This window comes from Duganella sp. CF402, assembly GCF_900109645.1.
Classification (GTDB): Bacteria; Pseudomonadota; Gammaproteobacteria; order Burkholderiales; family Burkholderiaceae_D; genus Rugamonas.
In genome coordinates this window covers 213,793-234,875 of sequence record NZ_FOBG01000003.1, presented here as the reverse complement: position 1 = coordinate 234,875, position 21,083 = coordinate 213,793, and the positions used below count along the sequence as shown (strand labels likewise).

The 21,083-nt window shown below is 65.2% G+C and carries 19 protein-coding genes; 16 read left to right on the top strand and 3 right to left on the bottom strand.

What is annotated here, in order from left to right; all coding sequences use genetic code 11:
* Together BMZ70_RS23120 and pnuC are read left to right on the top strand one after the other, a co-directional pair.
* Entirely contained in the window at positions 1–1,209 is a 1,209-nt protein-coding gene (locus BMZ70_RS23120; protein WP_092279925.1) for a M48 family metallopeptidase, read from the top strand.
* Between the two features lie 24 nt (positions 1,210–1,233).
* Positions 1,234–1,812 (top strand): nicotinamide riboside transporter PnuC, encoded by a 579-nt coding sequence (gene pnuC, locus BMZ70_RS23115; RefSeq protein WP_092279923.1) that lies wholly within the window; start codon positions 1,234–1,236, stop codon positions 1,810–1,812.
* Here the strand turns inward: pnuC and BMZ70_RS23110 are convergent.
* Entirely contained in the window at positions 1,809–2,597 is a 789-nt protein-coding gene (locus BMZ70_RS23110) for a response regulator transcription factor (RefSeq protein WP_092279921.1), read from the bottom strand. The two genes, pnuC and BMZ70_RS23110, sit on opposite strands and share 4 nt — an antisense overlap.
* A 182-nt stretch (positions 2,598–2,779) precedes the next feature.
* Between BMZ70_RS23110 and BMZ70_RS23105 the strand changes: the two genes are divergently transcribed.
* From BMZ70_RS23105 to BMZ70_RS23095, 3 genes are read left to right on the top strand one after another with little or no spacing between them, the layout of a single operon-like run.
* Positions 2,780–3,508 carry a fimbrial biogenesis chaperone gene (locus BMZ70_RS23105; protein ID WP_092279919.1) on the top strand — a complete coding sequence of 243 codons (729 nt, stop codon included), beginning with the start codon at positions 2,780–2,782 and terminating at the stop codon, positions 3,506–3,508.
* A 6-nt stretch (positions 3,509–3,514) separates the two neighbouring features.
* Positions 3,515–5,830, top strand: a complete 2,316-nt coding sequence (locus tag BMZ70_RS23100) for a fimbria/pilus outer membrane usher protein (protein WP_092279917.1) — start codon at positions 3,515–3,517, stop codon at positions 5,828–5,830.
* Positions 5,827–6,834, top strand: coding sequence for a Csu type fimbrial protein (locus BMZ70_RS23095; protein WP_092279915.1), 1,008 nt, complete (start codon positions 5,827–5,829; stop codon positions 6,832–6,834). Before BMZ70_RS23100 ends, BMZ70_RS23095 begins: the two co-directional genes overlap by 4 nt.
* Before the next feature lie 3 nt (positions 6,835–6,837).
* On the opposite strand, the gene BMZ70_RS23090 is transcribed toward BMZ70_RS23095, so the two are convergent.
* The gene (locus BMZ70_RS23090) at positions 6,838–7,137 is read right to left on the bottom strand and encodes a hypothetical protein (protein ID WP_092279913.1); all 300 of its coding nucleotides are present in this window, start codon (positions 7,135–7,137) and stop codon (positions 6,838–6,840) included.
* 387 nt (positions 7,138–7,524) lie between these two features.
* Between BMZ70_RS23090 and BMZ70_RS23085 the strand changes: the two genes are divergently transcribed.
* The 7 genes from BMZ70_RS23085 to BMZ70_RS23055 all read left to right on the top strand — a co-directional run bounded on the left by BMZ70_RS23085 (position 7,525) and on the right by BMZ70_RS23055 (position 16,147).
* Positions 7,525–8,022: a winged helix-turn-helix transcriptional regulator gene (locus BMZ70_RS23085; RefSeq protein WP_092279911.1), complete on the top strand. Its 498-nt coding sequence runs from the start codon at positions 7,525–7,527 to the stop codon at positions 8,020–8,022.
* Between the two features lie 225 nt (positions 8,023–8,247).
* Positions 8,248–11,085: a sensor domain-containing diguanylate cyclase gene (locus BMZ70_RS23080; RefSeq protein WP_092280371.1), complete on the top strand. Its 2,838-nt coding sequence runs from the start codon at positions 8,248–8,250 to the stop codon at positions 11,083–11,085.
* Between the two features lie 4 nt (positions 11,086–11,089).
* On the top strand, positions 11,090–11,650 hold the full coding sequence (locus BMZ70_RS23075; RefSeq protein WP_092279909.1) for a DNA-3-methyladenine glycosylase I: 561 nt from the start codon (positions 11,090–11,092) through the stop codon (positions 11,648–11,650).
* A complete protein-coding gene (gene mnmC, locus BMZ70_RS23070) occupies positions 11,650–13,305 on the top strand; it encodes an FAD-dependent 5-carboxymethylaminomethyl-2-thiouridine(34) oxidoreductase MnmC1 (protein ID WP_165403600.1) in 1,656 nt (551 codons plus the stop codon). Before BMZ70_RS23075 ends, mnmC begins: the two co-directional genes overlap by 1 nt.
* A 46-nt stretch (positions 13,306–13,351) precedes the next feature.
* Positions 13,352–14,074, top strand: a complete 723-nt coding sequence (locus BMZ70_RS23065; protein ID WP_092279907.1) for a sensor histidine kinase — start codon at positions 13,352–13,354, stop codon at positions 14,072–14,074.
* Positions 14,071–15,807 carry a tetratricopeptide repeat-containing response regulator gene (locus BMZ70_RS23060; protein ID WP_373922548.1) on the top strand — a complete coding sequence of 579 codons (1,737 nt, stop codon included), beginning with the start codon at positions 14,071–14,073 and terminating at the stop codon, positions 15,805–15,807. The genes BMZ70_RS23065 and BMZ70_RS23060 overlap by 4 nt, the downstream gene beginning before the upstream one ends.
* A gap of 124 nt (positions 15,808–15,931) precedes the next feature.
* Positions 15,932–16,147 carry a hypothetical protein gene (locus BMZ70_RS23055; protein WP_092279905.1) on the top strand — a complete coding sequence of 72 codons (216 nt, stop codon included), beginning with the start codon at positions 15,932–15,934 and terminating at the stop codon, positions 16,145–16,147.
* Positions 16,148–16,153: 6 nt separating this feature from the next.
* Here the strand turns inward: BMZ70_RS23055 and BMZ70_RS23050 are convergent, their stop codons facing one another.
* Entirely contained in the window at positions 16,154–16,864 is a 711-nt protein-coding gene (locus BMZ70_RS23050; protein ID WP_229205563.1) for a PhaM family polyhydroxyalkanoate granule multifunctional regulatory protein, read from the bottom strand.
* Between the two features lie 120 nt (positions 16,865–16,984).
* Here BMZ70_RS23050 and BMZ70_RS23045 point away from each other — a divergent pair, with 120 nt between their 5' ends.
* The 4 genes from BMZ70_RS23045 to BMZ70_RS23030 all read left to right on the top strand — a co-directional run bounded on the left by BMZ70_RS23045 (position 16,985) and on the right by BMZ70_RS23030 (position 21,082).
* Positions 16,985–18,130 (top strand): DUF3108 domain-containing protein, encoded by a 1,146-nt coding sequence (locus tag BMZ70_RS23045; RefSeq protein ID WP_092279903.1) that lies wholly within the window; start codon positions 16,985–16,987, stop codon positions 18,128–18,130.
* Positions 18,127–18,864, top strand: coding sequence for a DUF3108 domain-containing protein (locus BMZ70_RS23040; RefSeq protein ID WP_092279901.1), 738 nt, complete (start codon positions 18,127–18,129; stop codon positions 18,862–18,864). Before BMZ70_RS23045 ends, BMZ70_RS23040 begins: the two co-directional genes overlap by 4 nt.
* An 81-nt stretch (positions 18,865–18,945) precedes the next feature.
* Positions 18,946–20,322, top strand: a complete 1,377-nt coding sequence (locus BMZ70_RS23035) for a hypothetical protein (RefSeq protein WP_092279899.1) — start codon at positions 18,946–18,948, stop codon at positions 20,320–20,322.
* A complete protein-coding gene (locus tag BMZ70_RS23030; protein ID WP_229205562.1) occupies positions 20,315–21,082 on the top strand; it encodes a hypothetical protein in 768 nt (255 codons plus the stop codon). Before BMZ70_RS23035 ends, BMZ70_RS23030 begins: the two co-directional genes overlap by 8 nt.
* Position 21,083: the final 1 nt, after the last annotated feature.

Genomic DNA, 21,083 nt, shown 5'->3' with positions numbered 1-21,083 from the left:
ATGAACCTGATCTACAAAAACGAAAAGACCCTGTTCGGCATCATGCTGGCGCTGTCGCTGCTGATCTGGGCGGTGCTGGTGCTCGGCACGGTGGGCATGGCGCTGGTGTACGTGCTGCTGTTCTTCATCGGCTACTGTTTTGCGCAATCGGCGCTGGTGTCCTACCTGCGCGGCACGGCGGTGCAGATCACGCCGGCGCAATTCCCCGACCTGTACCAGCGCATCGAGGTATGTTGCGAGCGTCTCGGGCTGGAGGTAGTGCCGGAAGCCTACCTGCTGCAAATGGGCGGGGCCTTCAACGCCTTTGCCACCCGCTTCCTCGGCAACAATTTCATCGTGCTGTATTCGGATGTGGTCGATGCGCTGGAAGAGCGCCCGGACGCGATCAACTTCTACATCGGCCACGAGATCGGCCACATCAAGCGCAACCACCTGCGCTGGTCGGCGCTGCTGGCGCCGGCGGCCTTGCTGCCGCTGCTGGGCCCGGCCTATGCGCGGGCCCGCGAGTACACTTGCGACCGCCACGGTTTCCACGCCTGCGATGATCTGAAAAGCGCGCAAGTCGGGCTGGCCGCGCTGGCGGCCGGCGGCAAGCGCTGGCGTCAGATGAGCGTCGGCTGCTACACGGCGCAAGCACAGCAGAGCAGCGGCTTCTGGATGTCGTTCCACGAACTGGTCGGCGATTACCCGTGGCTGGTCAAGCGCATGGCAGTGGTGCGCGGGCTGGCGCAGGGCAATGAAGTGCCGCCGCCGGGCCGCCACGGCCTGGCTTATTTGCTGGCCTTGTTCGTGCCGCGCCTTGGCGTCGGCGGCGCCGGTTCGGTGCTGGGCGTGATCGCGGTGATCGGCGTGCTGGCCGCCGTGGCCATCCCGGCCTACAGCGACTACACCGCCAAGGCCCGCATGGCGCAGGCGGTGGCGGAGGGACATGAGGCGACCGCCGCCGTCGAACGCTATTTCTACGCCAACGGCCGTGGCCCGGACACGCTGGAACAGGCCGGCTACGCGATGGACGATCCGAGCCACGCGGTGCAGGAAATCACGGTCGATGGCGGCAACGGCATGGTGCGCGTGTACCCGTCCGACCTCAACTATCGCGGCAAGGCTATTGCGTTCACTCCGCGCGTGGACGAGAATAAGCGCGTGGTCTGGCAGTGCGCCAGCGAAGAGATCCCGGCGCGGGTACTGCCGCCGGAGTGCCACCCATAACATCCATAAGGAAAAGGACTGCTGTTGACCTCAGCGCTGGAAATCGCCGCCAATGCCGTGATGACGGTTTCCATCGTGCTATCGGGGCGCAACAACGTGCATTCCTGGTGGATGGGCATCATCGGCTGCGCCATGTTTGCCGCGCTGTTCTACAGCGTCAACCTGTACGCCGACGTGGCGCTGCAATTATTCTTCATCGTGACCTGCGTGATCGGCTGGCTGCAATGGCGGCGCGGCGCCGGCGGCGCGCCGCTGCCGATTTCGCGCACCCGCTTGCCGGCGCTGCTGTGGATGGGCGGGGTCGGTGTGCTGGCCACGGCCGGCTATGGCCTGATGCTGCAGGCCTACACCAATGCCTACGCCCCCTTCATCGATTCCGCCGTGCTGATGTTTTCCATCGTCGCGCAACTGCTGCTGATGCGGCGGCGACTGGAAACCTGGCCGTTCTGGCTGCTGGTGAACACGGTGTCGGTGCCGCTGTACGCCAGCCGTGGCCTGTACGTGACGGCCGCGCTGTACGCGGCCTACTGGCTCAACGCGCTCGCTTCGTGGTATTTCTGGCGTCGCCAAATGCAGACACAGGCACAGGCGCTGCCGGTTTAATGCTTCTTCTGGATCGCCTGGCGGTAGGCGGTGGGCGTCACGCCCATGCGCTCGCGGAAGGCGGTAGCGAAATTGCCGGCGTTGTTGAAGCCGATCAGCAGGGCGATGTCCTGCACGTCGATATCGGTATCCTTGAGTAATTCCTCGCCACGGCGGATGCGCTCCTCGCGGATGAAGCCGAACACCGTCATGCCGGTCTGCTCGCGGAACACCTGCGACAGTTTTTCGCGGTAGGTGCCGACGCTGCGCGCAATCTCGGCCAGCCCCGGCAGCGCCGCCAGGTTGTCGCTGATCAGGCGCTTGACGGCGTTGACCAGCACCGCGTCCGGATCGCTTTCCGCCTCCATGTGTTGTTCATCTTCCGCCGCGATGGGCGGCGCCTGCTGCTGGCGCCGCGCCAGGTTCAGGTGCACCTGGATGCGCGCGGTCAGCTCGCCCGGCGAGAATGGCTTGGAGACGTAGTCGACGCCGCCGATCGACAGCCCGAGGATACGGTCGTCGTCGGCATCGGCGCCGCTCAGAAAGATCACCGGAATATCCTGCGTGACCGGATTGGCCTTGAGCAGGCGGCAGGCGGTGTAGCCGTCCATATTCGGCATGCGCACGTCGAGCAGGATCAGGTCGGGCCGGTTGGCCAGCGCCAGTTGATAACCCTGCAGGCCATTGAAGGCGACCGAGACCTTGTACGGCATCTCGCTCAGCAAATCCGCCAGCATGCGCTGCTCGAACGCGGAGTCATCCACGATAAGAATCTTGCAACGGCTGCTTTCAAGGGTAGTCGGCATGGAAACCCACCAGTTGGTTGATAAATTTTTATCACTCCGTGTTGCGTATTATGCCTATCTTTTGAATATTTTTGATAGTTTTCTACGCTTGCAAAATAGTTGTCGCTTCCGCCAAAAGCATGATTTTTTTAAATCATTAATAATGGAATTGAGTGTTGAGAGAAGGCAATGTCGGAGGGGGGATGACGGGCTTGCGCGCATGGGTCTCTGGGCTAATTACGGCGCCGTTGCTGGCGTGGCCGGTGGCGGCCGCCAATTTGCAGATTTCGCCGGTGATGATCAACTTGCGCGCCGGCCAGGGCGCCAGCGGCATCAATTTGCAGAATCTGGGCGAGGCGCCGGTGTACGGCCAGGTGCGTGTCTATCTGTGGGAACAGAAGGAGGGCGACGACGTGCTGACCCCCACCCAGGAAGTGGTGGCCAGCCCGCCCATCATCCAGATCGCGCCCAAAGCCAGCCAGACCATCCGCCTGGTGCGGCGCAGCGAGCAATTGCCGTCGAGCGAGTTGTGCTACCGCATCCTGATCGATGAGATCCCCAAGGACGGGAACGGCCCAGCCAGCGGCGTCGACATCCGGCTGCGTTATTCGGTGCCGCTGTTCGTGCTGCCGGCCGACGACCGCGCGACGCCGGTGCTGGCGTGGTCGGTGTTTAAGAAAGAGGGCAGTTGGACGTTGCGGGTCCGCAACAGCGGCACCCAGCGCGCACAGATCGGCGCGCTGGAACTGAGCAACGCCGCCGGCCAGCAGTTCGTGATTGCGCCTGGCTTGTTCGGCTATGTGCTGGCGGGCCGCACGCGTGAATGGCGCCTGCCGACGCCGGGCGAAGCCGATCTGAACGGGACGTTGGCGGTGAAGGCCAACATCAATACCCGGCCTTTGAGCGCCAATACCGTAGCCAGGGTGGAATAGCCCGGCATGGGGCGGCGCTGGCTCTGGGTGTGCATCTGGACCTGGCTGGTCATGGCGGGTGTGCTGGCGCAGACGCCGCCGTCGCCGCCACCGCAGGAAGAAGAGCTTTTTCTGGAGGTAATCTTGAACGGCGAACAGACCGGCCTGATACTGCGCTTCACCCGGGGCAAGACCTCGGGCTTACGCAGCAGCGTGCAGAATTTGCGCGATCTCGAGCTCGATCCCAAGCTGTTCGGCGTGGAGGCAACGCAGGAGTTCGACCTCGATCAGGTCAAGGGCCTGAGCTACAGCTACGATCAGGCGCGCCAGACCATTGCGCTGCGGGTCGACGACGCGCTGCGGGCGCCGGTCATGCTGTCCGGCCGCACCGTGCGCAAGCCCGGCGCGGCCACAGTGACGCCGGGCGCGGTGCTCAACTATGATGCCTTCAGCGTGCTGGGCAAGAATCGCAGCAGTTCCATCAGCAACGAGCTGCGCTACTTCAACGGCAGCGGCGTGCTGACCAACACCGGCATCGTCAACATCAGCAGCCAGCTGCGCCAGTACGTGCGCTTCGATACGGCCTGGGTGCACGCCGATCCCGACACGCTGGAAACCTGGACCGTAGGCGACTTCATTTCCTCCTCGCTCACATGGTCGCGTTCGCTGCGCATGGGCGGCGTGCAGTGGAAGCGCAGCTTCGACCTGCGGCCCGACCTGCTGACCTTCCCGGCCGCCGCGCTGGGTGGTTCGGCGGTGGTGCCGAGCGCGGTCACGCTGTACCTCAACGGCGTGCGGCAAGTGGAGACGGCGGTGCCGTCCGGTCCCTTCATCATCAACCAGGTAGCCGGCATCAACGGCGCCGGCCAGGCCACGCTGGTCACGCGCGACGCCGCCGGCCGCGCGGTCAGCACCACCTTGCCGCTGTACGTCGACACCCGCATGCTGGCCGAAGGCCTGACCGATTATTCGCTGGAGCTGGGCGTGCTGCGCCGCCGCTACACCACCGACTCGTTCGGCTATGCGCGCACGCCGGCCGCCAGCGCCTCGCTGCGGCGCGGCCTCAGCGACAGCCTGACGCTGGAAGCGCACGCCGAAGGCGGTAGCGGCGTGCTCAACGGCGGCGCCGGCATGTTGTGGCGGCTGGGGCAGGGCGGCGTGGTCAGCGCGTCGGCGGCGGCCAGCGGCGGCGGCGAGGATGGCGCGCGGCGCGGCGCGCAAGCCACGTTGGGCTACCAGTACCTGAGCCCGCGCTTCAGCGTGGATCTGCAATCGCAGCGCGCCAGCGCCGGCTACAGCGACCTTGGCACGCTGGAAGGCGGCGCCGGCGTGCGCGCCAGCGACCGCATTAATTTCAACCTGTCGCTGGGCGCCGGCCAGGGCCTGGGCTTCAGCGCCATCAGCCTGCGTTCGCCGCTGGTGCCGCCGGCCAAGGTGCAGGCGCTGTCGTACTCGGCCACGCTGGGCCGCAGCCTGTTCGTCAGCGTCAGCGCTTTCCGCGACATGCTCGACCCCAAGGCGCGCGGCGTGTTCTTCAGCATTAGCGGCACGCTGGGCGAGCGCATCTCGGCCACGGTCAGCCGCAGCCGCCAGAACGAGGCGCGCAGCACCACCACCACGCTGACGCGTTCGGCCGACTACGGCGGCGGTTTTGGCTGGGGCCTGCAAGCGGTCAACAGCAACGGCGCCACCCAGTACCAGGCGCAGGGCCTGTACCTCGGCAACTACGGCCAGGTCAGTGCGCGCATGCAGGAAAACAATGGCCAGCGCAGCAGCTCGGTCGATGTGGCCGGTGCGCTGGTGCTGATGGATGGCGGCGTGCACGCGGCGCGCCAGGTCGGCGCCGGCTTCGCGCTGGTGTCCACCGAAGGCGTGGGCGGGGTGCCGGTGCTGCAGGAAAACCAGGTGATCGGCAAGACTTCCGGCGCCGGCTACATGCTGGTGCCCAACCTGAATCCCTATTTCATCAACCAGATCGGCATCGACCCCAGCAACCTGCCGCTGGACGCGCGCATTGCCAGCACCGGGCAGGGCGTGGTGCCGGCCCGCCTGTCCGGCGTGCTGGTGCGCTTCCCGGTCGAGACCTACGAGGCGGCCAGCGTGATCCTGCACGACGCCGACGGCAAGCCGCTCGGCGCCGGCATCGAAGTGCTGCACCTCGAGAGCGGCCACCGCACCGTGGTCGGCTACGACGGCATGGCTTTCATCGACCACCTCGAAGCGCTCAACCACCTGCGCCTGACGGTGGACGGCAAGCCCTGCGCGATCGCCTTCAGCTACACGCCGGTCAAGGGCAACGCCATGCCGACCATCGGCCCCTACCGCTGCCAGGGAGTCCAATGATGGCGCGCCGCTGGCTGATCCTGCTGGGCGTGTTGCTGGCGCTGCTGGGCGGGCAGGCGCGCGCCGACAGCTGCACCCTGACCGCCAGCGATATCGTGTTCCCCAACGTCAGCACCATCACCGCCAGCGATGCCTTCACCTCCTCCACCAGCTGGAGCGTGACCTGCACCTGGACCGCGTTCACCACCGCCCTGCTGGCGCCCAACGTAGCGGTGTGCCTGTACCTGGGGGCGGGCAGCAATTCTTCTGCCACCGTGACCAATCCGCGCCAGCTGGCCAACGGCGCGGTCAAGGTCAACTACAACCTGTACAGCGACAGCAGCTATGCGGCATCCAAAATCTGGGGCGGCTGGGCCGGCACCACCACCTCGACCACGCCCATCCTCATCAACATGGTCAAGAGCGGCGGCACCGGCAGCCTGACGCAGGCGATCACGATTTACGGCAAGCTGAGCGCCGACGCCACGCTGGCGGCCAATAACGTCGGCGCCACCGACCTCACCGTGACCTCGGATTTCGGCAGCGGCAGCGCGCTGGTCCAGTACCTGTTCACCATACTGCCCTCGGCGGTCTGCACGCTGGGGCCGACGGCGGCGATTCCGTTCCAGGTGCGTGGCAAGGTCATCAACGATTGCAATATCAGCGTCGGCAACATCGCCTTCCCGGACACCAAGCTGCTGAGCAGCACGGTGCGATCGACTTCCAATATGAGCATCAAATGCAGCGTCAACACGGCCTATCGCATTCTGCTGTCCTACGGCGGCAACGCCAGCGGCACCACGCGCAAGATGAAAAAGCTGAGCGGCACGGAGCTGGTGTCTTACCAGCTGTCGAACACGCTGGACGGCAGCACCTGGGGCGACGGCACCAGCGGCACGGTGGTGGTAACGGGGACGGGGGATGGCAACAGCGCGTCGCTGACGGTGTTTGGCAGGGTGCCGGCGCAAACCACGCCGTCGCCGGGGGATTACAAGGACACGATTACGGCAACCGTGCAGTTCTAGGGATTAAAAGGTGATGGTCCAGACGCCGTCGGCGGCTTTGGTCTCGCTGCGGGTGGGGGTGGCGGTGGTGGCAGCGGTGCTGCTGGCTGCGGTTTGTTGGGCTTGGTAAGGGGTGTTCAGCTGGCAGGCGACGGCCGGGGCGGCCTTGGCGTTCTTGTCGGCGGCCGGGGTGGTCTGGACGGAGCAGGATTCCTTGACTTCAAACGTCACTTGCATGGTCGCGCTGGCAGTCTTGCCGGCGGCGTTGGCCAGCAGCGGCAGGCTGAACAGAGTGAGCGCAACGATTTTAGTAAAGATTTTCATATGTCACACACGTTTTTGAGGTGCGCAGCTTCTGTTTGGTGGCCACGTACAACGGGTGGCCCTCAAGGCCGCGAAAGTTAATCTACAGGAAGAATTTTATCCTGAGAGAACATTCTCGCGAATGTTCACATTTTACATAGAAATTGACGTGTGGAAATAGCGTGGTTTTTGGAGAGTTTTTGATGTGGTTTTTTGGCCTATTTTAGGGGATGGAAAAACGGCCGCAGGCAGAGGTTTTCATAGGAGAAATTGGTCGAAGCACAGGACAAAAAAGGAGATGAAATTGGCGCTGGAAAATACACACATTGTCACCGTTGTCGCATCACCTAAAAAAGTCACACTTTCTTGCATTAAACATGCAAGTCACTCTTGAGGAAGGAGCCGCAAATGAAACATACCGACTTTGGCAGCATGCCGTGCCCGATCGCCCGCAGCCTGGGCAAGGTGGGCGAGTGGTGGAGTATCCTGATCCTGCGTGACGCCTTCTATGGCCTGACGCGCTTTGACGAATTCGAGAAGAGCCTGAAGATCGCCCCGAATATGCTGACCCGCCGCCTGGCCGGGCTGGTGGAGGGCGGGCTGATGGAGCGCCGCCAGTACAGCGCGCGGCCGCCGCGCTATGAATATGTGCTGACCAAGGCCGGTCGCGACTTCAAGCCGGTGCTGCTGGCCTTCGTGGCCTGGGGCAATGACCACCTGGCGCCGGAAGGGGCCAGCCTGCTGGTGGTGAGCCGCGAAACCGGCAAGCCGGCCGACCAGGTGCTGGTCGACGCCAACAGCGGCCTGGCCATCAACGACGAGGACTATATGTTCGCGCCGGGCCCGGCCGCCACCGAAGGCATGCGTTCGCGCCTGATCCAGATCAAGCAGCCAGCCAGCGTTTAAGCGGCGCCCAGCAGGGCGGCACGGCGCCGGCGCGCAACGCCGGCGCCGTTTTTTGTTCGGAAACGGTGTCGCTTCCATCAAGGTAGTTTCCACCTGGAACTAAAAACGCTTTACTATCAGGGACTTATCGGGGCGCTGCGGGACCGCCTGCAAACTGTGGAATAATGCGGTATCAGCGCAGCGGCGCGCTGCGGCGACACAGTAGAGGAAAGTCACTTGGTGGACATGTTTGCGCTCGACGAAGAGTTGGCGCACTGGGATACAATTTTGCAAGAAAAGCAAGGCGTGGAGCGGCTGCGGCTGCTGTCCGCGCTCGCCTGGCATTTGCGCCAGCGCGATCCCGCGCGCGCCTTGCAATGCTCCGCCGAGGCCAACTCGCTGCTGGACCTGCTGCCGCCCGCCGAAGCCACCGTGCAACGCGCCCGCCTGCTGCTGGTCGCCGCCGAACAGCAATGGCTGCGCGGCGAACTCGACACCGCCCACTACCACCTCGAACAAGCGCTGCAGCTGTGCGCGCAGGCCGCGCCGGCGCTGCCGGACCAGGCCGCCGCCTGCCGCGCCGACGCCTGCTGGACGATGGCCTGGGTGGCCAGCGATCGCGGCGTCAGCGCCGAAGGCGACAACTGGCTGCGCGAAGCGGCCGCCGCCGCCCGCCTGGCGCAGGATCCGTTGCGCATCGACGTGATCGACGCCGCTTCCGGCATCTGCGACGCCTTCGGCGACTGGCAAGCCGCGCAGCAGCGCTGGAACGGCCGCTTCGGCACCGACCTGAGCGGCGTGCCGGCCATCGCGGCCGGCTGGATCAGCGACTTCTTCGGCACCTGCGCCTTCCAGCGCAGCGAGTACGGCCGCGCCATCGGCCACCTGATGCTGAGTTTTGAGACGGCGCTGGCCACCGGCCAGATCCGCCGCGCCATCATCGTCGCCACCAACATCGGCAACGGCTTCACCAGCCTCAATGCGCACGAGGCGGCGCTGGACTGGATGCAGCGCGGGCTGGATCTGGCACGACCGACCGGTTGGCCGCTCAGCATCGGCATGTGTCTGATGCAGACCGCCGAAACCCTGCGCCAGCTGGGCCAGCGCGACGCCGCGCAAAGCCTGTTGCGCGAAGCGCTGGCGACCTTGTCGCCGCTGTCCGGCTCGCGCGCCTACGCGGTGGCGCTGGAATACCAGGGCGACCTGGCGCTGGACCTCGGCAACCACGCGGCGGCGCTGGACAGCTTCACCCGCCTGGCCGCGCGCGGCGACGCCCTGTGCCAGAACGATTTCCAGAGCAGCGCGCGGCGCGGCCAGGCGCACGCGCTGTCGCACCTGGCGCGGCCCGAGGATGCGCTGGCCGCCGCGCAAGCCGCGCTGGCGCTGGCGCGCGACCACGGCGACGCCTCGTCGCAGATCGCCGCACTGAACGTGCTGGCCGACATTCACACGCGCCACAAGCTGCCCGGCCCCGAACTGATGATGGCGCCCAACGCGGTGCTGCACTACCTGCAGCTGGCGCTGGAAATCGCCGCCACCATCGAGGGCTACACCGTGCCCGGCACGCTGCTCGACGCGGCGGCGCGCGAGTATGCCGCCATCGGCGACTATGAACGCGCCTACAACATCTCGCTGCAGGCCAACGCCGCGCGCGACCAGACCCACAGCAAGGAAGCCACCAGCCGCGCCATCGCGATGCAGGTGCAGTACCAGACCGAGCGCGCACAGACCGAGGGCGAGCACCATCGCCAGCTGGCCGCCGCCGAGGCGCAGCGCGCCGAGGTGCTGCAACAGACCAGCGCCACGCTGGAGCACTTGAGCGCCATCGGCCAGGAGATCACCGCGCACCTCGACGCGGCGGCGGTGTTCCGCGCGCTGGACCGGCACGTGCACGGCCTGCTCGACGCCACCCACTTCTCGATCTTCCTGCTGGAGCCGGACGGCGAAACGCTGGTATGCACTTTCGGCATCGAAGCGGGCAAGCCGCTGCCGGCGATTCGCGTGCCGCTGTCGTCGCCGAGCGCCAACTCGGCGCGCTGCGTGCGCGAGCGGCGCGAGATCCTGATCGAGCTTGATGAACAAGGCGTGACACCGCACCTGATCCCCGGCACCTTGCCGACACTGAGCTTGCTGTTTGCGCCGCTGCGCGTGGGCGATCGCGTGCTCGGTGCGATGACGGTGCAGTCGTTGCAGGCGCATTCATACGGCGAGCGCGAACGCCTGATCTTCCGTACGCTGTGCGCCTACGGCGCCATCGCGCTGGATAACGCGCGCGCCTACCAGCAGGTGGCGGCGACGCAGGCGCAGCTGCTGGAAAAAAACCTCGAGCTGGAACAGGCCTACAAGGCGCTGGAAGAAGTCAGCCTGACCGACCAGCTGACCGGCTTGCGCAACCGACGCTTCTTCCTGCAGAACGTCGACGCCGATGTGGCCATGAGCTTGCGCGGCTACGAGGCCGGCATCCACCGCGAACTGACCGAGTGCGACCTGACGGTGCCGAAGGACCTGGTGTTCTTCATGGTCGACCTGGACCACTTCAAGGAAGTGAACGACCGCTATGGCCACGCGGCCGGCGACTCGATCCTGGTGCAGATGCAGGAGCGCTTGCGCGAGGTGTTCCGCGAATCGGATTATGTGATTCGCTGGGGCGGCGAGGAATTCCTGGTGCTGGCGCGCGCCACCCATCGCGACGAAGCGGCCGGCGTGGCGGAGCGCATGCGCCGCGCGGTGGCCGAGCGCGATTTCGAACTGCCGGACGGCGGGCGTTTGTCGCGTACCTGCTCGATCGGCTTTGCGTGCTTCCCGTTCCTGCCCGAGCAACCGCGTTTGCTGTCATGGTCGCAGGTGGTGGAGCTGGCCGACCAGGGCTTGTACGTGGCCAAGCGCTCCGGCCGCAATGCGTGGGCAGCTTTGTACAGCACCGAGTCCACCCGTGCCGAAGGCGTGTTCCCGCGCCTGATGCAGCAGTTGGGCGCGGCCGTCGCCGAGGGCGAGGTGCGGCTGGTTACCAACCTGACCGGCCCGCTGGTGCTGGGCGGCGAGCGTCGCCGCACCGGTTTGTCGAGCGACCTGGAACTCGGTTAATCCTATGGAAAAGACGCGCTGCAGCTGGGCCAATCCGGCCAATCCTTTGTACCTCGAGTATCACGACACCGAGTGGGGCGTGCCTTGCCACGACGAGCGGCGTTTGTTCGAGATGCTGAATCTGGAGGGCGCGCAGGCGGGCCTGAGCTGGGAGACTATTTTGAACAAGCGCGAGAATTATCGCGCGGCGTTCGACCAGTGGGATGCGAAGAAGATCGCGGCCTATGGTCCTGAAAAAGTCTCGGAGCTGCTGGCCAATCCCGGCATCGTGCGCAATCGCCTGAAGGTGGCGGCGGCGATCACCAATGCGCAGGCGTATTTGCGGTTGTTGGAAAGCGGCAGCAGTCTGGATAAGCTGCTGTGGTCCTACGTCGGTGGCAAGCCGATGGTGCGCGGCAAGGAGGCGCGTCCGGCCAAGACGGAGTTGTCGGACCGGATTTCCAAGGATCTGGCCAAGCTGGGATTCAAGTTTGTCGGCTCGACGATTATTTATGCCTACATGCAGGGCATCGGCATGGTGGACGACCATGCGCCGGATTGCTTTTGCAGGAAGGCGCGCAAGTGATGATGCGGGTGGTGCTCGACACTGATTGGAGTGGCGAGCGTTTCGCGGCGGCGTGCGCGCAAGGCGGGCGTTTGCATTACATCGCGATTGCGGCTGCGCTGCCTGCGGCGGCGCAGATTGCCGATGCCGGATTGCGCGCCGCGTGGCCGCTCAATGTGCCCGGCTTCCATCGTGTGATTCTCAATGATGACGTGACGCTGGATTTGCTGGTGGGCGCGGTGGATGCCGTGCTGCCGCAGGTGACGGCGCGCGTGAACCAATTCCATCTGGCCAGCGGCGTCTCGCCAGTGTGGGCGCGTACCTTTGCGAAGCTGGCAGTACAAGGCGCCACGCTGCACGCGCAGGCGGCCGACGAAGCACTCGTATGGGCGCTCACCGCAGCTGGCTTCGCGTGCCGGCTGGCCGGCAGTGGCAGTGATATCGCGGCGGTTTATCGCAGCCGCCGGCCGCAGCCTGCGGTGGCGGCGGAGACGGTGCGGCGGGCGGTGGTGATCGGCGCGGGGCTGGCCGGTTCGTCGGCCGCACATCGTTTGTGCGCGCGCGGCTGGCAGGTCACGCTGATCGAGCGCCACGCGCAGCCGGCGCAAGAAGCTTCCGGCAACCTGGCCGGCATCTTCATGCCGCTGCTGTCCAAGGACGACAACATCCCCACGCGCCTGAGCCGCGCCGCCTACCTGTTCGCGCTGCGCGAATGGCGGCGCCTTGGCGGCGTTGGCCGCGCCTTTGAAGGCCAGGACTGCGGCGTGCTGCAACTGGCGCGCGACGAGCGTCACGCCGGCGTGCAGCAGGAAGCGCTGGCGACATGGAACTACCCGCACGAATACGCCCGCTGGGCCGATGCGCACGAAGCCAGCGCATTGATCGGCGCAGCCACACCGCATGGCGGCTGGCTGTTCGAGCAGGGCGGTTGGGCGCGGCCATCGTCGCTGTGCGAAGCCATGCTGGCCGCGTGCGGCGACCGCCTGCAGCGCGTGTTCTGCACCGAAGCCGTCAACCTGCAGCGCGTCGACGGCGAATGGCAAGTGCGCAGCGCAGACGGCACATTGATCGCGCAAGCGCCAACCGCCATCCTCGCCAGCGGCGCAGCCGCCAACAACATCGCACAAGCCGCCGAGCTGCCGCTGTCCAAGCTGCGCGGCCAGGTCACGCACCTCGCTGAAGACGCCGGGCCGCCGATGCTGCCGCTGGTGGTTTGCCGCGAGGCCTACGTCACGCCGCCGTCCAACGGCATCGTCTGCGCCGGCGCCACCTACGACAACGACGACGACCCGCAGCTGCGCGCCAGCAGCCAGCTGGAAAACCTGACCCGCCTGGCCGACATCATCCCCGGCGATGATGTTGCGGCGTTGGCACACCGCGCACCGTTGTCCGGCCGCGTCGGATTCCGCTGCGCCGCGCCGGACCGCCTGCCGCTGGCCGGCGCGTTGCCGGACTACCCGAACGCCGGCCGCCTCGAATTCCTGTCCGACGTGCCGCGCCACCAAGGGCTGCATTGCCTGCTGGGCTACGCCTCGCGTGGCCTGATCTGGGCGCCCCTGATGGCCGAACTGCTGGTTGCGCAACTGGAGGGCGCGCCGCCGCCGCTGGAGGCCTCGCTGGTGGATGCATTGGATCCCGCCCGCTTCCTGCTCAAACAACGCCGCCGTAGCCAATAAACGCTATAATTGCCGACAGCACAACCATCCCGCGAGAATCACAGCAATGGATGAACAAGAAGCGCCGCAGCACGACGGCTCACCGGAGTTATTCATGTTCCTGGCGTCCACCGTGCATGACATGAAAAATTCGATCAGCGTCCTCAGTGGCACGCTGGAGAACCTGCTTGCCGGCCATCCATCCAACAGCGCCCCCGAATACGGCCAGATGGCGCACATGCTGTACCAGACCAAGCGCCTCAACGATAACCTGATCCAGCTGCTGGCGCTCTACAAGGACGTCGGCAAACCCGGCTACCCTTTCGATCCCGCCCCGCGCAGCGTGCGCGAACTGGTGGAGCAGGTCGCCGGCCAGGCCCGCATGCTGCTGCAATCGCGCGGCATCGCGCTCGATATCGACTATCCGCCGCACGCCATCTGGACGCTCGATGAAGACCTGGTGATCGGGGTGCTGGTCCACGCCATCAACAACGCCATCCGCTACACGCGCGACCGCGTGCGCCTCGCCATCAGCATCGACGGTGACTTCCTCGAACTGCGCGTCGAAGACAACGGCGGCGGCTTCCCGGCCTCCATGCTGGAGGCGGGCCTCAGCGCGATGGACCCGCAGCGCGCCCGCATCGACTTCCTCAGCAACAGCAGCGGCCTCGGACTGTACTTCTCCAGCGAAGTGGCGAAGATGCACAAGCACCGCCAGCGCAGCGGCAGCATCGCGCTCGATAACGGCGGCACGCTGGGCGGCGGCTGCTTCATCCTGCGCCTGCCATGATGACGAGCGAAATCATGAGCGCCTCGAATCCTGCGGAAAGCGGCATCGACTGGGCGGAAAAGCGCTACCTGATCATCGACGATTTCGTCGGCATCCGCCAGCTGCTGCGTGAATCACTGCGCAACCTCGGCGCCAAGCATATCGACCAGGCCTCCAGCGGCGGCGAGGCGATGGTGCTGCTGGCGAAGACCCGCTACGACGTGGTGCTGTGCGATTACAACCTCGGCGACGGCAAGAACGGCCAGCAGGTGCTGGAAGAGGCGCGCATCCGCAACCTGATGCTGCCGTCCAGCGTGTGGCTGATGGTGTCCGCCGAAAAGAGCGTAGAGTCAGTGATGGGCGCGGCCGAGCACCAGCCGGACGCTTACATCATCAAGCCGATCACCGAAGGCGTGCTGCTCACGCGCCTGAACCGCGTGTGGGTGAGGAAGCAGGTCTTCCGCGAAATCGACCAGGCCTTTGCCGACAAGGATTACCTGCGCGCGGCCAAGCTGTGCGAAGAGCAGATCGCGCACCATCCGCTGCACGCCATCGACCTGCACCGCATGCGCGCCACGCTGCTGCTCAAGAGCGGCGATATCGACCGCGCGGGACTGGTCTACGAAGACGTGCTGCAGGAACGCGAATACAACTGGGCGCGCTGCGGCCTGGGCAAGATCCGCATGGCCAACGGCGACCCCGATGCGGCGCGCATGATGTTCCAGGCCGTGATCGCCGACAACCGCTTCTACATTGACGCTTTCGACCAGCTGGCCGAATCGTTCCACCTGCAAGGCAAGACCGAGGAAGCGTTCGACGTGCTGCAAAAGGCCGCCAAGCTGTCGCCCAACTCGGTGCCGCGCCAGCGCGCGCTGGGCACCACGGCGCTCAAGCTGGGGAATATCCCGGTGGCGGAAAAGGCCTTCCGCAAATGCATCGAGATCGGCGAGTTCTCGGTGCGTAAAACCGTGGACGCCTACCTTGGCCTGGCGCGCGTGTGCGGCCAGAAGAACGACACCAAGGAAGCCATCCGCCTGTTGAACGCCGCCGTCCATCAATTCGGCGGCGACCAGGTCACGCTGCGCGCCAAGATCACCGAAGGGCTGGTGTATCACGAGAGCGGCGATTTCCGCCGCGCGCGCAAATCCGGCGACGAACTGGAAGCCATGCTGGCCGACGAAAACCGCCAGCGCCCGGACACCGAATCCTGCCTCGATATGGCGACCCTGCTGTTCGCCGTCGGCGTCAAGGAAGCGCCGGTCGACCTGCTGTGCTACGTCACCCGCAACAACCACGATAACGCGCCGCTGCTGGAAGACGTACAGAAGATCTTCGAGAAGGCGCGCATGGCCGAGGAAGGGCAGGAGCTGATCGAGGCCGCGCGCAAGGAAGCGGCGGACCTGATGAACAAGGGTGTGCTGCTGTGGAAGACCGGCAAGCTTACCGAAGCCGTCGAGTGGATGCGCAACGCGCGCAAGCAGCTGCCGCACAATATGCGCATCCTGTTCAATTCGGCGCAGATCCTGATCTCGCATTTGCAGGAAAACGGCTACGACCGCGCGCTGGCCGACGAAGCCATCTCGGTGCTGATGCATGTCGACGCCATCGCGCCGGGGCAGCAGCGCTTTGCCCAGTTGATGGAGCAGCTGGCGATGCTGGCGCCGATGTCGGGCGTGGTGGCTGCAGCCGCCGCCAGCGAGTACGAGGCGGCCAACGGGCCGGTGCCGGAATCGACCCGCTGGAGCGGAGATTGAGCGTCCGCGCCACGCAACACCGAGCTTGTTTCAACGCACCCAAATGATTACACTGATTTTCAGCACAGCCCAGCCTGCGCTTGATTCGCTGTCAATATTGAGGGCAAATTAAGGACATAAAAATATGCGTGATATCGCAAAAGAAGTGTACAAAAAAATGAAGGTCGGCAGCGTGGCGTGGATTCGTCCGGTCAGCGCCAAGGGAGATACCCTGGACAGTTTTCAGTCTGCCCACGACAGCGCCAGGCTGCTCGAAGAGGAAGGCCTGATCGATATCGAGAAAGTGCAGCGACAGGCCGACGGCCTGATCGACGCCATCCGCATCCAGCGGCTGGCGTAATTCACGTTACGGTTTGTCCGCAGCCGGTTTCACCGCCGGCTTGGCGGCGGCTTTGCGCGCCGGGTGTTTTTTCGCGGCCGGTTTGCGCGCTGCCGCCGGCGCCTTGGCCGGCTTGGCGGCGTCCGGTGTGCTGGCCGCCGGCTTGTTTGCCTGAGGCGCGCCGGCGCCCGCAGCGGCAGCGGCGAATTTGACGGCCGCATCGGTCATCATCGATTCGGACGCCATCGCGGTCGATACGGCCTGCTTGAATTGGTCTTGCAGCAGGTTCCACCAGGCGTTGGGTTGTCCACCTGCTGCGCTGGCGCTTGGCTTCGGTGCTTCCGGCTCAGGTGCGGCCTTGGCTTCCGGCGCAGGGGCGGGCGCTTCCGGCGCGGCTTGCGTCTTGTCGGCTTCGCGCGCGTGGTGGAAGAAGGCCGAGGCGTATGGATTGGAATCGAAGATCGATTTGTCGTTCACGCCGGTGTTGACCGCAGAGGCCAGGCTGGCGCCCACCGATTTCAGCGTGGCGATGGTGCCGCGCTGGACTTCCAGCGCCTGGATGCTCCCGCGCAGCATGCTCATATTCAGATTGAGCCAGGTCTCAACGGCTTTCAGGTCGTTGATTTTTTTGTCCAGCTCTTCCACCGACAGGGTGGGGGCGGTCAGCCCCGGCACGCTCATGCTGCCCCACAGGCTTTTTACGAAATCCAGCGTGTCATTCATTGGGTTGTTCGACATAAGAATCTCCTGTGGGATGTGCGGTTAGCGTAGCAGATATTCGTTTTGCATTCAAAAGGTTTTGACAACATTTCAGCTGCGCTTCAGCTGAGATGGCGGATCCCGTTTAAACTAGCGGCCATGACGATTGCCTCCTTCCTTGCCCGACATCGGCGCGCACTGGTTTTGTGCGGCGCCACGCTGGCGCTGCACTATGCCGCCATCGACTGGGTGGGAGGGCGCCTCAGCGCGCAGACGCACCGGCCGTCGGAGCTGCCCGCATCGCTGATGACGGCGCAACTGCGGCTGGCGTTGCCCAAGCGGGTGGAGAACAAGCCGCTGGAGGACGTGGCGCCGCTGGCGCCGGCGGCCGTGCCGCGCAAGGCGGCCAGCAGGGCGGCGCCGGTGGTGGAACCGGTTGCGGCGCCTGAAGCGATGACAGCGGCGACGACTGCTGCTGCGTCGGAGGTGGCGGCTCAGGTCAATGCCGCGCTGGCCAACGTGGAGCAGGCTGGCGCCACGCAAGCGCAGACCGGCACGCCGCCGCCGGCAGCGGCGCAAGGCGAGACGCCGGCCGTCGTGGCGCCGGACGCCGCGCCGCGCCAGGGCCTGCGCCGCTACAAGGTCAACCTGCCGCCATCGGCCACGTTCGACATGACGGTGGACCGGGTCGACGCCGACGGCACCAAATGGACGGGCTCCGCAGCCATGACGTGGCATACTGACGGCAGCCGCTACACCGCCTCGGTGGAAGCCGGCGTTAGTGTGCTGATCACGCGCATCAACCTGCTGGTGCTGCGCAGCGAAGGCGAGATCGACGACTACGGCATCGCCCCGGTGAAGATCACGGAAAAGCGCGCGCGCCGCGCCGAAACCGCGACCCACTTCAACCGCGCCGACGGCACCATCACCTTCTCGGCGTCGGAGCGCAGCTATCCGCTGATGGTGGGGGCGCAGGACAAGGCCACGGTGCCGTTCCAGCTGGGCGGCATCGGCCGCGCCGACCTGAATCAGTTCGGCAGCGACATCGACATCCAGGTCGGCGAGGAAAAGGAAGCCACCGTCTTCCGCTTCCAGCTGATCGGCGAGGAGGAAATCGACACCAGGACCGGCAAGATCGTGACGTGGCATTTGAGCCGTCCGCCCAAGCCGGGCAGCTATTCCTCGAAGCTGGATATCTGGCTGGCGCCGGGGTTGAACTGGTATCCAGTCCAGATACGTAACACGGAGGCCAGCGGTGCGCTGACCACGCAGACCGTCTCCAACATAAAGATGACAGACAAATGAAGAAACTGACTACCCTGTGCGCTGCCTTGATGCTGGCCGCCGTGGCCCACGCCACCGAAGAACACCCGAGCGCCAAGCGCGCGACCAACCCGCCGCCGTCGGCGGACCTTAGCTACAACCTGAAGATCAAGCAGGGCGGCCTGTCGCTGAACGGCGTAGCCACCGTGCAGTGGCGCGCCGGCGATGGCAAATACAGCATCGCCACCGAAAGCCGCGCCTCCATCTTTGGCAAGGTGGTGGAGAACCGCAGCGAAGGCGCGATCGACGATTTCGGCCTGGCCCCCGCCAGCTTCCACGAAAAGCGCATTCGCAAGGATCCGTACACCACCACCTTCAAGCGCGCCGAGAAGACTATTGCATTTACTGAAAGCGACGTCACTTACCCTATCTTGGGGGGCGAGCAGGATCGCAGCAGCGCCCAGTGGCAGCTGGCCGCCATCGCGCGCGCCGCGCCGGACAAGTTCAAGCCGGGCAGCGAGTGGCATTTGTTCGTGGCCGGCCGTCGAGACGCCGAGCCGTGGAGCTTCAAGGTGCTGAAGTCCGAGAGCGTGGACACCGGCACCGGTGAGGTCAGCGCGGTCCATCTGGTCAAGGCGCCGCCGCCGGACGCCAAGGGCCAGCAGGTCGACCTGTGGCTGGCGCCATCGCTGGACTGGTACCCGGTGCGGGTGCGCTTTAACGACCCGGATGGCGACTTTGTCGACCAGGTGCTGGAAAAGGTCGTGAAAAAGTAGGCTCCTGCTATACTGACGCCCCCGCGATAACGAGAAATATTTGTAATAAATACAATGGCGGGGAGCACAGAATGGCAAAGAATGATTGAACCTATAACTAGCAGCGAAGCAGCGCCGGAGCCGCAGGACCAGCAACAAGCGCAGGATGGCCTGCAGGCCCACTTCCAGCCGCACATTTCCGCCGACGAGATCGAGCAGGTCTACCACCTGAAGCGCGCGCAGCCGCTGCTGCAGGTGTTTACGGCCCTGTTCCACGGCGGCTTTGATGGCGTACTGGTACGCCTGCTGGTGCTGCGCGAGCTGGCCTCCGACACCACATCGACCAGTTTCACGCGCCCGGACATCAACACCCGCCTGGCCTACCTGCTGCCGGAATCGCTGGAGACGGTGCTGATGCGCCTGCGCTCCAACCAGCTGCTGGCATGGGATGCGCAGCAGGCCGTGTACCGCGTCACGCCGATGGCGCGCAACGTGCTTTCGGCCATCGACGCGCTGCTGGCACTGGGCAAGGAAGAAGACGACAACGCCGAAATGGGCTTCCTGCTGTCGCAGGTGGCCGGCGCCCAGGTGATGGGCGGCGTCACGGTCGACCAGCTGAACCACCTGCTGGGCCGACTGGTGGAACTGACCGAGGAATTCTCGGACGCGATTGCGTCGGGTTCCGAATTCCGCCTGCGCGCCTCGCAGGCCAAGTGGCACATGGCGTGCGACTGGGTGGAGAAGGGCTCGGAAATCCTGCGCGCCATCACCACCGACGAAAACGCCGACAGCGCCACGCACAAGGCGGCGCAGGCCATCGGCCGCGCCCAGTCTGCGCTGCTGAACATGCAGGGTATGTTCTCGCGCGCCCTGAACCAGATCGAGCGCCAGCGGGTGCACCTGGGCCAGTCCGGCCTGTCCACCACCGACATCAAGCGCTGGCTGCTGGAACACGAAGACCTGGCCTCGCTGGCCACGGACGCCATCGATCAGCCGGTAGTCCCGCTGTTCATCACGCCCGCAGAAATGATAGACGTAGCAGAAACAGAATTAATGGCCGACCGCGTAAACACCACAGTATCCAACGGCCTGCCGACCGGCACCGATGCACCGACCACCGTCAGCGAAGGCCCTGCCATGCAGCAGGAGCTGGACGACTGGCTGGCGCGCCTGTCCGACTTTGCGGCGCTGGGTAATTTCCCGAGCATCGCCGAAGAAGCACCGAAATCGATCCAGGCGCACGAGTCGCTGCTGCCGGCAACGTTTGCCGTGGCGTCGTACCGCGCCTCGCTGCTGCCGCTGCTGGGCGACGCCGACGAGGCGCGCCTGCAAGGCGCTACCGCCGCATTGGCGCGCTTGCCGGTGAAGTTCGCGCCGCAAGATGAAATGGTCCAGCTGCCCGACCTGGAAGTAGCCGCTATCTCCTTAGCCTCCCTCTCACTGTCTTTGAATCCGGAAGGCGACAAGTCTGATGAATGACGATTCCCAAATCCTGATCGCGCGCCTGCTGTCGCACCAGACCCTGCGCCGCGACGATAAACTCGTGAAGCGCGTGCTGTCGGACGAACAGTTCCGCACCGAAGTCGACGCGCGCCTGCTGGCCGTCGGCCTCAAGCTGCTCGACAACGTGTATGCCGACCACGTGACGCTGGCCCTGCACCGCGCCATCGAGCCGAAGATTTTCGGCGCCAAGGATGTCTGGCAAAACAATAACTTCGGCCTGTCGCGCGACGGCGTGGCGCTGCTGGTGGTGCTGTGGGCGCAGATCATCCTGCCCAAGCGCGAACGCCAGGAGACCCACCAGCACGCGGAGGATGACCAGAACGATATGTTCGGCACCGAGAAGCCGCTGCCGCGCGCGGAAGATACGTCCATCGGCATCGCCTACAAGGCGCTGCTGGCGGACTTCGGCGATAAGCTGGGCAAGAAGACCCGTCTCGACATGAACCTCGGTATTTTGTCCAAGCTGGGCTTCATCGAGCGCCGTGGCGATGTGATCGTCGAAGGCCCGCTGCTGGACCTGCTGATGGATACCGACCTGCTGAAGGAACGCATCGTCAACGGCGCGCTGGCCGACGTGTTCAAGCGCGCTCCGGCCACCATCGTCGCCGTGCCGCGCAGCGAGCCGCCTATCGCTGTCGATGCACCTGCCGAAGCAGCCAACGACGAAGAGGAAATCCTGCCGGCTTTCGACGCACCGCCGCCAGCTCCTATCGATGACACTCCAGCCGAGGACTAAG

Coding starts and splice junctions, on each gene's coding strand:
- BMZ70_RS23065 (WP_092279907.1), top strand. CDS start 13,352: ATGGATGAACAAGAAGCGCCGCAGCACGACGGCTCACCGGAGTTATTC.
- BMZ70_RS23045 (WP_092279903.1), top strand. CDS start 16,985: ATGACGATTGCCTCCTTCCTTGCCCGACATCGGCGCGCACTGGTTTTG.
- BMZ70_RS23075 (WP_092279909.1), top strand. CDS start 11,090: ATGGAAAAGACGCGCTGCAGCTGGGCCAATCCGGCCAATCCTTTGTAC.
- BMZ70_RS23080 (WP_092280371.1), top strand. CDS start 8,248: ATGTTTGCGCTCGACGAAGAGTTGGCGCACTGGGATACAATTTTGCAA.
- BMZ70_RS23090 (WP_092279913.1), bottom strand. CDS start 7,137: ATGAAAATCTTTACTAAAATCGTTGCGCTCACTCTGTTCAGCCTGCCG.
- BMZ70_RS23100 (WP_092279917.1), top strand. CDS start 3,515: ATGGGGCGGCGCTGGCTCTGGGTGTGCATCTGGACCTGGCTGGTCATG.
- BMZ70_RS23095 (WP_092279915.1), top strand. CDS start 5,827: ATGATGGCGCGCCGCTGGCTGATCCTGCTGGGCGTGTTGCTGGCGCTG.
- BMZ70_RS23105 (WP_092279919.1), top strand. CDS start 2,780: ATGACGGGCTTGCGCGCATGGGTCTCTGGGCTAATTACGGCGCCGTTG.
- BMZ70_RS23055 (WP_092279905.1), top strand. CDS start 15,932: ATGCGTGATATCGCAAAAGAAGTGTACAAAAAAATGAAGGTCGGCAGC.
- BMZ70_RS23120 (WP_092279925.1), top strand. CDS start 1: ATGAACCTGATCTACAAAAACGAAAAGACCCTGTTCGGCATCATGCTG.
- BMZ70_RS23060 (WP_373922548.1), top strand. CDS start 14,071: ATGATGACGAGCGAAATCATGAGCGCCTCGAATCCTGCGGAAAGCGGC.
- BMZ70_RS23050 (WP_229205563.1), bottom strand. CDS start 16,864: ATGTCGAACAACCCAATGAATGACACGCTGGATTTCGTAAAAAGCCTG.
- BMZ70_RS23030 (WP_229205562.1), top strand. CDS start 20,315: ATGAATGACGATTCCCAAATCCTGATCGCGCGCCTGCTGTCGCACCAG.
- BMZ70_RS23085 (WP_092279911.1), top strand. CDS start 7,525: ATGAAACATACCGACTTTGGCAGCATGCCGTGCCCGATCGCCCGCAGC.
- mnmC (WP_165403600.1), top strand. CDS start 11,650: ATGATGCGGGTGGTGCTCGACACTGATTGGAGTGGCGAGCGTTTCGCG.
- BMZ70_RS23110 (WP_092279921.1), bottom strand. CDS start 2,597: ATGCCGACTACCCTTGAAAGCAGCCGTTGCAAGATTCTTATCGTGGAT.
- BMZ70_RS23040 (WP_092279901.1), top strand. CDS start 18,127: ATGAAGAAACTGACTACCCTGTGCGCTGCCTTGATGCTGGCCGCCGTG.
- BMZ70_RS23035 (WP_092279899.1), top strand. CDS start 18,946: ATGATTGAACCTATAACTAGCAGCGAAGCAGCGCCGGAGCCGCAGGAC.